Below are 11,712 nucleotides of genomic sequence, written 5' to 3' on the forward strand. Positions count from 1 at the left end.
GGGCGGGGTCCACCCCGCCTTCCCGTTAAGCGTATTTCTTCTGGATCTCTTCGCTGATGTTCTGCGGCACCGGATCGTAATGCGCGAACTGCATCGAGAACTGCGCCCGGCCCGAAGACATCGAACGCAGGGTGTTGATGTAGCCGAACATCGAGGCCAGCGGCACAAAGGCAGCGATCGCCACGGCGTTGCCGCGTTGTTCCTGCCCGGACACCTGGCCACGCCGCGAGGTCAGATCGCCGATGATATTGCCGGTGTATTCTTCCGGCGTGATCACTTCGACCTTCATCATCGGTTCCAGAAGCTTGGCACCAGCCTTACGCAGACCTTCGCGCATCCCCATCCGGGCGGCGATTTCAAAGGCCAGAACGCTGGAGTCCACGTCGTGGAACTTACCGTCGATCAGGGTGACCTTGAAGTCGATCACCGGGAACCCGGCCAGAGGGCCGGAATCCATCACCGACTTGATGCCTTTTTCAACGCCCGGGATATATTCCTTGGGCACCGAACCGCCGACGATCTTGGATTCGAAGGAATAGCCTTCGCCCGGTTCTGTCGGCGAAATCACCAGCTTGACCTCGGCGAACTGACCCGACCCACCGGATTGCTTCTTGTGGGTGTAGGTGTGTTCGACCTCATGGCCGATGGTTTCACGATAGGCCACCTGCGGCGCGCCGATATTGGCCTCGACCTTGAATTCACGCTTCAGGCGATCGACCAGGATGTCGAGGTGAAGCTCGCCCATCCCTTTCATGATCGTCTGACCGGATTCCATATCGGTTTCGACCCGGAACGACGGATCTTCAGCCGCCAGACGTTGCAGACCCTGAGACATTTTCTCTTGGTCATTTTTCGTCTTCGGTTCGATGGCAATCTCGATCACCGGATCGGGGAAGGTCATCGTTTCCAGAACCACGGTCTTGTTGGTGTCACACAGGGTGTCGCCGGTGGTGGTTTCCTTGAGGCCCGCCAGCGCGATGATATCGCCAGCAAAGGCCTCATCGATCTCTTCGCGGTCGTTGGAATGCATCATCATCATCCGACCGACCCGCTCGCGCTTGCCTTTGGTCGAGTTCATCATCGAGTCACCCTTGGAGATGGTGCCCGAATAGATGCGGGTGAAGGTCAGGGTGCCGACAAACGGGTCGTTCATGATCTTGAACGCCAGGCCCGAGAACGGTTCCGCATCGTCCGCATGGCGTTCGATATTGCGAGTCTCGGTCTCATCATCCGGCGAGAACCCGACATAGGCAGGCACGTCCAGCGGCGAGGGCAGAAAATCGATCACGGCGTTCAACAGCGGTTGCACGCCCTTGTTCTTGAATGCCGAACCGGCGGTGACCGGCACAAAGGCCAGGGTCAGACAGCCCTTGCGGATCAGTTTGCGCAGGGTCGCCTCGTCCGGCTCTTCGCCTTCCAGGTAGGCTTCCATCGCGGTGTCGTCCATTTCGACCGCGTTTTCGATCATCGTGGCGCGCCATTCGTCGGCGAGGTCCTGCAGATCTGCACGGATCGGTTGACGGACCCACGAGGCGCCAAGGTCTTCACCCTGCCACACCCATTCTTCCATCTTGATCAGGTCGACGATGCCTTCGAGATTGTCCTCGGAACCGATCGGCAGAGCGATCGGAACAGGGATCGCACCGGTGCGGTCCTTGATCATCTTGACGCAATTGTAGAAATCGGCGCCGATCTTGTCCATTTTGTTGACAAAGACGATGCGCGGCACCTTGTAGCGGTCAGCCTGACGCCACACGGTTTCGGTCTGCGGCTCAACCCCGGCATTGGCATCCAGCAGGCAGATCGCGCCGTCAAGCACCGCCAGCGAGCGTTCGACTTCAATGGTGAAGTCGACGTGGCCGGGGGTGTCGATGATGTTGAAGCGCACTTTGGTGTCGTCCGTGCCTTCGATGGTCGGATCTTCCTGACGCTGCCAAAAGGTGGTGGTGGCGGCCGAGGTGATGGTGATCCCGCGTTCCTGCTCTTGCTCCATCCAGTCCATGGTGGCGGCGCCGTCATGGACTTCGCCGATCTTATGGGACTTGCCGGTGTAATAGAGGATGCGTTCGGTGGTCGTGGTTTTGCCAGCATCGATATGCGCCATGATGCCAAAATTGCGATAACGCTCGAGCGGATATACGCGTGCCATTTGCGGCCTGCCTTTCTTCGTCGGGAAAACCCGTCGTAATTACCAGCGGTAGTGGCTGAACGCCTTGTTGGCATCGGCCATCTTGTGGGTGTCTTCACGCTTTTTCACAGCCGACCCGCGCGAGTTCACAGCATCCAGAAGCTCGCCAGCAAGGCGTTCTTCCATGGTGTTCTCGTTGCGGGCGCGGCTGGCGTTGATCAGCCAGCGGATCGCCAGGGCCTCACGACGCTCGGGGCGAACCTCGACCGGGACCTGGTAGGTGGCACCACCAACCCGGCGCGAGCGAACCTCGACCGAGGGTTTGATGTTTTCCAGCGCTTCGTGGAAGATCTCAACCGGGGCGCGCTTGACCTTGGTTTCGACCCGGTCGAGCGCATTGTAGACGATCCGTTCGGCGACAGATTTCTTGCCGTCGGTCATCAGGTTGTTCATGAATTTCGTCAGAACCCGGTCGCCATATTTGGCGTCGGGCAGAATATCGCGTTTCTCAGCGGCGTGACGGCGGGACATCTCGGATAATCCTCTTACTTCGGACGCTTGGCGCCGTATTTCGAACGACGTTGCTTACGGTCTTTGACGCCCTGGGTATCCAGAACACCGCGCAGGATGTGGTAACGGACACCGGGAAGGTCTTTGACCCGGCCGCCACGGATCAGGACCACCGAGTGTTCCTGAAGGTTGTGGCTTTCGCCGGGGATATAGCTGATCACCTCGAAACCATTGGTCAGACGCACCTTGGCGACTTTCCGCATGGCCGAGTTCGGCTTCTTCGGCGTGGTGGTGTAGACGCGGGTGCAGACGCCGCGCTTTTGCGGGCACTGCTCCAGATGCATCGACTTGGAGCGTTTGACTTTCGGCTGCCGGGGTTTCCGGATCAGCTGCTGGATCGTAGGCATATGGGCTTCGTTCCCCGTTTTCTCAACACATGTGTTGCGGGTTGCCCCGCGGTTCGCTTCAACGCCGCGCGCGTCCACGCAACGTGAAAAACCGCATTCGTCCCCACGTTCACGGGGAACGACGCGGCGGTATTCCAGAGGATCGGGGCCCTTTGGCCCGGATCGTGACCACTACAAATCTGATTGGCGGTGGGGCGACCCCCTTAGCCGATTGCCGCGCGTATAGAAAGAGTCGCGGGGGTTGTCAACAAGCCGCGGACCAGGATCCGCGCAATGCCGCCTAGCTCCGCGGGGTTTTTACCGGTGCTGTTGGCGGCAGCCCCAGGGTCCGTTCGCGATACAGCATAAACAATCCCGATGACACAACAATCGCCGCCCCGGCCAGAGTTGGCCATTCCGGCCAATGGCCAAAGATCACCAGACCCAGCAGCAGCGCGAACAACAGCCCCGAATAGCGGAACGGTGACACGAAGGAGATTTCGCCGCAGCGGATCGCCGCGACCGAGCACAGATAGGCCACCAGCACCGCCACCGCCGCCGCCAGGATCAGCGCCCCGGATCTGGCATCCACAGCCACCCAGTCGGCCTGCACAGCGCCCGCAACGGCAAAAGCAAGGGTGACCCCGGTGGCGGTGACAAAGCTGACCAGCATCGAAGGCACCTCATGCGACAATTTACGGGTCGCCAGGTCGCGCACCGTGACCAGCCCGACCGCGGCCAGCGTATAGGCGGAATAGATGGTGAACCCCTCGGGCCCCGGCCTGAGGATCAACAGCACCCCGACAAAGCCGACCAGGATCGCCCCCAGCCGCCGCCAGCCGACCGGTTCGCCCAGGAACAGCGCCGCCGCCAGGGTGACGATCAGCGGTGTCGATTGCAGCACCGCCGTGACATTGGCCAACGGCATATTGAACAGCGCCGTGATGAAAAAATAGGCGGTTCCCGCCTCGGCCGCCGTCCGCAACACGATCAGGTTGCGATCCCGCGCCGACAGCCGCACCGCGAAGGCCCCCAGCCGCCAGGCGATCAGCGCCGTGGCCAGGCTGGTCAGGATGCCGCGCAGGGTGATCACCTGCGACAGCGGCAGGCTGTCCGCCAGCAGCTTGGTGCAACTGTCGTTCAACGTGAAGAACGCCATCGAACCCAGCATCAGCAGCGCGCCGCGAAAATTGTCTGTCATGATCTTCTCCACCCTCGCCGACCAGATGACACCAGCCGTCCGGCAAAGCAAAGCACCGAACTGGCGCTAATGTCCCGGCGGTGCCTTCGGGCTGTGCAGCAACCCCAGCCGCCGCTCGCGATAGATCATGAACAGGCCCGAACCGACAACGATGGCCGCACCCAACAGGGTCGAGCCGCTGGGCCAATCGTCAAACACCACAAAGCCGATGACCAGCGCCCAGACCAGCCCGCTGTAGCGAAACGGTGAAATATAGGCCAGGTCGCCGATGCGCATCGCGGTGATCGAGGCGATAAAGGCGATCAGCACGGCAATCGCCGCGCCGAGGATCAGCGCCGCCGCCCACAGGTCGATCGGCTGCCAATCGTCGCCCGACACCAGCGCCGCCAGACCGAAACAGCCGGTCACCGTGGCCGCGCTGCACAGGGTGACCGTCATCGAGGATATTTCGCGCGGCATCCGCCTTGTGGTCAGGTCGCGCAGAATGCCGATCACCACCGAGCCGAGCGCATAGGCGGCAAAGATGCTGAACCCGTCCGGGCCGGGCCGCACGATGATCAGCACTCCCAGCAGCCCGGTCAGGATCGCCGACAACCGCCGCCAGCCCAGTGGTTCTTTCAGGAACAGCGCCGCCGTCAGGGTCAGCAGCAGCGGCGCGGATTGGGCGATGGCGGTGAGATTGGCCAAGGGCATGTTGATCAGCGCCAGCAGGAACAGAAAGGCAGCACCGACCTCGGACAGCGAGCGCACCGACAGCAGGGTCCAGCCGCGCCGGGTTCGGGGCCGTGACAGCGCCCGCATCCGCCAGGCAATCGCCAGGGTGCCAAGAGAGATGATAATGCCGCGCAGGGTGACGATCTGGGTCAGCGGCAGGCTTTCGGCCAGAAGCTTGGTGCAAGTCTCGTTGAGACGAAACAGCGCCATTGCCAAGAGCATCAACAGGGCGCCACGCAGATTGTCGTTCATGCCCCTGCCCTTTCGCGTGGTGCCCCCGTGCCATGCCATGGGCCACAGGGATTGAAAAGAGACGCAGCATGAGCCGATCTGCGCCGCCCAGAAGATCGACTCACATCGGCAGAAAAGCAAAGGGCCCCCGGCGATGCGGGGGCCCTTGCAAAGGCTTACTGTGATCGGTCGGATCAGTCGCGGCTTTCCGGGGTGACCACCAGATTGTCGACCTCTTCGGCATCGCTCAGGTCCTGAACCGGCGCGGCCAGGGCGGCGGCGGCTTCGGCTTCTTCGCGCCGGGCCTCGATCACCACATTGTCGCGCTCGGTGGCCAGACGGCGCACCCGCATCGTTGCCCCACCGGTGCCCGCCGGGATCAGACGCCCGACGATCACGTTCTCTTTCAGCCCGACCAGCTTGTCGCGCTTGCCCTGAACCGAGGCTTCGGTCAGCACCCGCGTGGTTTCCTGGAACGAGGCTGCCGAGATGAAGCTGCGGGTCTGCAGCGACGCCTTGGTGATCCCCAGCAGGATCGGCTGGCCAGCGGCCGGGCGGCGCCCGTCGCGTTCGGCCTTCTGGTTGGCCTGTTCCAGCTCCATCTTGTCGACATGCTCGCCCTTCAGCAGGGTGGTTTGCCCGCTGTCGGTGATTTCCCATTTCTGCAGCATCTGACGAACGATGACTTCGATGTGCTTGTCGTTGATCTTAACGCCCTGCAGACGATAGACGTCCTGCACTTCGTCGATCATGTAATCGGCCAGCGCCTCGACGCCCATGATGGCGAGGATGTCATGGGGGGCGGGGTTGCCATCCATGATGTAATCACCCTTTTGCACGAAGTCGCCTTCCTGCACCGGGATGTGTTTGCCCTTGGGCACCATGTATTCCACGGGTTCCAGGGTATCATCTGCAGGTTCGATCGAGATCCGGCGCTTGTTCTTGTAGTCGCGGCCAAAGCGCACGTAACCATCGATTTCGGCGATGATTGCGTGATCCTTGGGACGACGTGCCTCGAACAATTCCGCCACCCGCGGCAGACCACCGGTGATGTCCTTGGTCTTGGCGCCTTCGCGCGGGATCCGCGCAAGGACGTCGCCAGCCTTGATTTCCTGACCGTCTTCGACCGACAGGATTGCATCCACCGACATCTGATAGGTCACCGGGTTGCCCGCATCATTGCGGACCGGTTCGCCATCTTCACCGACCAGCAGCAGCTCTGGTTTCAGCTCGTTGCCCTTGGGCGCGGCGCGCCAGTCGGACACGATCTTCTGGGTCATGCCGGTGGCTTCATCGGTGTCCTCACGGACCGCGATGCCGGTGACCAGGTCGACATAGCGCACCTGACCGGCCCGCTCGGCGATGATCGGCAGGGTATAGGGATCCCATTCGAACAGCTTGTCGCCGCGCAGCACCTTGTCGCCGTCCTTGACAAACAGCTTGGTGCCATAGCCGAGCTTGTGGCTGACACGCTCTTCGCCGTTCTCGTCCATGATCCGGAGCTTCATGTTCCGGCCCATGATCAGGATCTCGCCCGCCGCGTTTTCCAGAAGCTGCGCATTCTCAAAGGCGACCTTGCCCTCTTGGCTGGCTTCCTGGAACGATTGCTGCCCCCCCTGGGCGACACCGCCGATGTGGAAGGTCCGCATCGTCAGCTGGGTCCCGGGTTCACCAATCGACTGGGCCGCGATGATGCCGACCGCCTCGCCGATGTTCACCTGGGTGCCGCGCGCCAGGTCACGACCATAACAGGCCGCGCACATGCCGTCGTCGGCCTCGCAGGTCAGCGGGCTGCGGATCCGCACCGACGGCACGTTCGCGGCTTCGATCAGATCGGCCAGCCGTTCGTCGATCAGCTGGTTCTTGCTGCAGAGCACCTCGTCGGTGCCCGGGCGCAGCACGTCATCCGCCGCGGTCCGGCCCAACAGCCGCTCACCAATCGTGGCCACCACTTCACCGTCATTGACGGCCGGCTCGACGGTGATGCCATTTTCAGTGCCGCAATCGAGCTCGCGCACGATGCAATCCTGGGCCACATCGACCAGCCGCCGGGTCAAATACCCCGAGTTCGCGGTTTTCAACGCCGTGTCCGACAGGCCTTTGCGGGCGCCGTGGGTCGAGTTGAAGTATTCAAGAACGGTCAGGCCTTCCTTGAAATTCGAGATGATCGGCGTCTCGATGATGTCGCCGTTCGGCTTGGCCATCAGGCCACGCATCCCGCCCAGCTGTTTCATCTGGGTGACCGAGCCACGCGCACCGGAGTGGGCCATCATATAGACCGAGTTCGGTTCGGCTTCCGACCCATCCGCATCGCGGCCGGAGGTCGAAATCGCGGACATCATCGCCTCGGTGACCTTGTCGTTACATTTCGACCAGGCATCGACGACCTTGTTGTATTTCTCACCCTGGGTGATCAGGCCATCCATGTATTGCTGTTCGAAATCCTTAACCTGATCACGGGTTTCGTCGACGAGGGTCCATTTGTCATCGGGGATGACCATGTCATCCTTGCCAAAGGAAATCCCGGCCTTGAAGGCCTCGCGGAAACCCATCGTCATGATCTGGTCGCAGAAGATGACCGATTCCTTCTGACCGCAATAGCGGTAGACGGTGTCGATGATCTGCTGGACTTCGCGTTTGCGCAGCAGGCGGTTGACCAGTTCGAACGGCGCCTTGGCATTCAGCGGCAGCAACGCGCCCAGACGCACCCGACCCGGGGTGGTCTCGAAGCGTTTAAAGACCTCGTTGCCCTCGTCGTCGATCTGCGAAACCCGCGCTTCGATCTTGGCATGCAGGTGCACGGCACCGGAATCCAGCGCATATTGCACCTCGTCGATCGAGGAGAAGACCATGCCTTCGCCCTTCATGCCTTCGCGTTCGATCGTCGTATAATAAAGGCCGAGGATCATATCCTGCGACGGCACGATGATCGGTGCGCCGTTGGCAGGCGACAGAACGTTGTTCGTCGACATCATCAAAACCCGCGCCTCAAGCTGGGCTTCCAGCGAGAGAGGAACGTGAACGGCCATCTGGTCGCCGTCAAAGTCGGCGTTGAAGGCCGAGCAGACCAGCGGGTGCAGCTGGATCGCCTTGCCTTCGATCAGCGTGGGTTCGAACGCCTGGATACCAAGCCGGTGCAGCGTCGGCGCCCGGTTCAGCATCACCGGGTGTTCGCGGATCACCTCGTCAAGGATATCCCAAACCTCGGGACGTTCCTTTTCGACCAGTTTCTTGGCTTGTTTGACGGTGGACGACAGGCCCCTGGCCTCCAGCCGCGAATAGATGAACGGCTTGAACAGTTCCAGCGCCATCTTCTTGGGCAGGCCGCACTGGTGCAGCTTCAGTTCCGGCCCGGTCACGATGACCGACCGACCGGAGAAGTCGACGCGCTTGCCCAAAAGGTTCTGCCGGAACCGGCCGTGCTTGCCTTTCAGCATGTCCGACAGCGATTTCAGCGGCCGTTTGTTGGCGCCGGTGATCACCCGGCCACGACGGCCGTTGTCAAACAGGGCGTCAACGGATTCCTGCAGCATCCGCTTTTCGTTGCGCACGATGATATCAGGCGCACGCAGCTCGATCAGCCGCTTCAGACGGTTGTTCCGGTTGATGACCCGGCGATACAGGTCGTTCAGATCCGAGGTCGCAAAGCGGCCACCGTCCAGCGGCACCAGCGGGCGCAACTCGGGCGGGATGACCGGAATCACGGTCATCACCATCCATTCCGGGCGGTTGCCGGATTCAAGGAAGGATTCGACCACTTTCAGACGCTTGATGATCTTCTTGGGCTTCAACTCGCCGGTGGCTTCGGCCAGGTCGGCGCGCAGCTGTTCGGCTTCGGAATCCAGATCGATCTGGGCCAGCATCTCACGGATGGCCTCGGCACCGATGTTCGCGGTGAACGCGTCCATGCCATAGGCGTCCTGGGCATCCATGAATTCTTCTTCGGTCAGCATCTGACCATATTGCAGGTCGGTGAGGCCGGGTTCGATCACCACGTAGTTTTCGAAATAGAGCACCCGCTCAAGATCGCGCAGCGTCATGTCCAGCATCAAACCAATGCGCGACGGCAGCGATTTCAGAAACCAGATATGCGCCACCGGAGCGGCCAGTTCGATATGGCCCATGCGTTCGCGGCGGACCTTTTGCAGCGTGACTTCAACGCCGCATTTTTCGCAGACGACGCCGCGATATTTCATCCGCTTGTATTTGCCGCAGAGGCATTCGTAATCCTTGATCGGGCCAAAGATCCGGGCGCAGAACAGGCCGTCGCGCTCGGGCTTGTAGGTCCGGTAGTTGATCGTCTCGGGCTTTTTGATCTCGCCGTAGGACCAGCTAAGGATCCGTTCCGGCGAGGCGAGCGAGACCTTGATCTCGTCGAACACCTTGGGCGGGGTGAGCGGGTTGAACGGGTTGTTGGTCAATTCCTGGTTCATGTCGCATTCCTAAATGACAGGGCGGGGAGAGAGGGCGGGGCGACCGATCAGGCCGCCCCGGAGCGGGGGTGTTGGCCCCTACTCCTCCTCCTCCGCGTCCAGGAGTTCCATGTTCAGGCCGAGGCCGCGGACTTCTTTCACGAGCACGTTAAAGCTCTCGGGCACGCCCGCTTCGAAGTTGTCTTCGCCCTTGACGATGCTTTCATAGACCTTGGTCCGTCCGGCCACGTCATCCGACTTCACGGTCAGCATTTCCTGCAGGGTATAGGCGGCGCCATAGGCTTCCAGAGCCCAGACTTCCATTTCCCCAAAGCGCTGGCCACCGAACTGGGCCTTGCCGCCCAGCGGCTGCTGGGTGACCAGGCTGTAGGGCCCGGTCGAGCGCGCGTGGATCTTGTCATCCACCAGGTGGTGCAGTTTCAGCAGATACTTGACGCCGACGGTGACCTTGCGCGCGAATTGCTCGCCCGAGCGGCCATCGAACAGCACCGACTGACCCGAAGTGTCGAATCCGGCACGACGCAGTGAATCGTTCACATCGGCCTCTTTGGCACCGTCGAACACCGGGGTGGCGATCGGAACGCCGCGGGTGACATTGCCAGCCGCATCGACCAGCGTCGCCTCGTCCATGTCCTTGATGCCTTCTTCGTAGACATCATCGCCATAGGCCAGATGCATCGCCTCGCGCACCGGGGTCAGGTCACCCGACCGGCGGTAATCGCTGAGTGAGTCGTCGATGTTCACACCCAGACCGCGCGCGGCCCACCCCATGTGGGTTTCAAGGATCTGACCGACGTTCATCCGGCTGGGCACGCCCAGCGGGTTGAGGCAGATGTCGACCGGGGTGCCATCGGCGAGGAACGGCATGTCCTCCATCGGCACCACCCGGGACACGACACCCTTGTTGCCGTGACGCCCGGCCATCTTGTCGCCCGGCTGCAGCTTGCGCTTCACCGCCACGAACACCTTGACCATCTTCATCACACCCGGGGGCAGATCGTCGCCACGGCGAACTTTTTCGACCTTGTCCTCGAAACGGGCGTCGAGAGCGCGTTTCTGCAGCTCATATTGCTCGTTCAGCGCTTCGACATGGGTCGATTCTTTGTCATCGCCCAGTGCCAGCATCCACCAATGGCTGCGCGGCATGCTGGCCAGCAGATCCTCGGTCACTTCCGAATTCGGTTTGACGCCTTTCGGCCCCTTCACCGCGGTCCGGCCCAACAGCATCGATTTCAGGCGCGCATAGATGTTGCGATCCAGGATCGTCAGCTCATCGTCGCGGTCGCGCGACAGCTGTTCGACCTCTTCACGCTCGATTTGCAGCGCCCGTTCGTCCTTTTCGACGCCGTGGCGGTTGAACACCCGCACCTCGACAACCGTGCCGTAATCGCCCGGTTTCACCCGGAGCGAGGTGTCACGCACGTCGCTGGCTTTCTCACCAAAGATGGCGCGCAGCAGTTTTTCCTCTGGCGTCATCGGGCTTTCGCCCTTGGGGGTGATCTTGCCGACCAGAATATCCCCCGGTTCCACATCGGCACCGATATAGACGATGCCGGCCTCGTCGAGGTTGCGCAGGGCTTCCTCGCCGACGTTGGGGATATCGCGGGTGATTTCCTCTGGCCCCAGCTTGGTGTCGCGGGCCGCGACTTCGAATTCCTCGATATGGATGCTGGTGAACACGTCATCACGGCTGATGCGTTCAGAGATCAGGATCGAGTCTTCGTAGTTGTAGCCATTCCAGGGCATGAACGCGACGACCACGTTTTTGCCCAGGGCCAGCTCGCCCATATCGGTGGACGGACCATCGGCGATGACTTCGCCTTTGACCACCGTGTCACCGACCTTCACCAGCGGACGCTGGTTGATACAGGTGTTCTGGTTGGAGCGCTGGAATTTGCGCATCCGGTAGATATCGACCCCGGCATCGCCGAGTTCCAGATCCGACGTCGCACGGATCACGATCCGCTGGGCGTCGACCTGGTCGATAACCCCGGCCCGTTTGGCCATGATCGCGGCGCCGGAATCCCGTGCCACGATCTCTTCGATCCCGGTGCCGACCAGCGGCGCCTCGGCCCGCAGCAGCGGAACCGCCTGACGCTGCATGTTCGA

General features: G+C 61.5%; 7 protein-coding genes. All 7 read right to left on the minus strand.

Annotated features, from left to right (window positions below):
* Window positions 1-25: 25 nt before the first annotated feature.
* Window positions 26-2,149 carry an elongation factor G gene (fusA, locus tag P1U48_RS17705; protein ID WP_301070590.1) on the minus strand — a complete coding sequence of 708 codons (2,124 nt, stop codon included), beginning with the start codon at window positions 2,147-2,149 and terminating at the stop codon, window positions 26-28.
* 39 nt (window positions 2,150-2,188) lie between these two features.
* Window positions 2,189-2,659: a 30S ribosomal protein S7 gene (rpsG, locus tag P1U48_RS17710; RefSeq protein WP_301070592.1), complete on the minus strand. Its 471-nt coding sequence runs from the start codon at window positions 2,657-2,659 to the stop codon at window positions 2,189-2,191.
* A 14-nt stretch (window positions 2,660-2,673) separates the two neighbouring features.
* Window positions 2,674-3,045, minus strand: coding sequence for a 30S ribosomal protein S12 (gene rpsL, locus P1U48_RS17715; RefSeq protein WP_005621086.1), 372 nt, complete (start codon window positions 3,043-3,045; stop codon window positions 2,674-2,676).
* Window positions 3,046-3,325: 280 nt separating this feature from the next.
* The gene (locus P1U48_RS17720; protein WP_301070594.1) at window positions 3,326-4,225 is read right to left on the minus strand and encodes a DMT family transporter; all 900 of its coding nucleotides are present in this window, start codon (window positions 4,223-4,225) and stop codon (window positions 3,326-3,328) included.
* Window positions 4,226-4,291: 66 nt separating this feature from the next.
* A complete protein-coding gene (locus P1U48_RS17725; protein WP_301070596.1) occupies window positions 4,292-5,191 on the minus strand; it encodes a DMT family transporter in 900 nt (299 codons plus the stop codon).
* Between the two features lie 173 nt (window positions 5,192-5,364).
* Complete coding sequence (gene rpoC, locus P1U48_RS17730) at window positions 5,365-9,603, minus strand: DNA-directed RNA polymerase subunit beta' (RefSeq protein WP_301070598.1); 4,239 nt, start codon at window positions 9,601-9,603, stop codon at window positions 5,365-5,367.
* Between the two features lie 78 nt (window positions 9,604-9,681).
* The coding region (gene rpoB, locus P1U48_RS17735; protein WP_301070600.1) for a DNA-directed RNA polymerase subunit beta at window positions 9,682-11,712 on the minus strand (2,031 nt) is incomplete at its 5' end.

The sequence above is a fragment of the Pseudooceanicola sp. genome (assembly GCF_029213205.1).
GTDB lineage: Bacteria > Pseudomonadota > Alphaproteobacteria > Rhodobacterales > Rhodobacteraceae > Pseudooceanicola.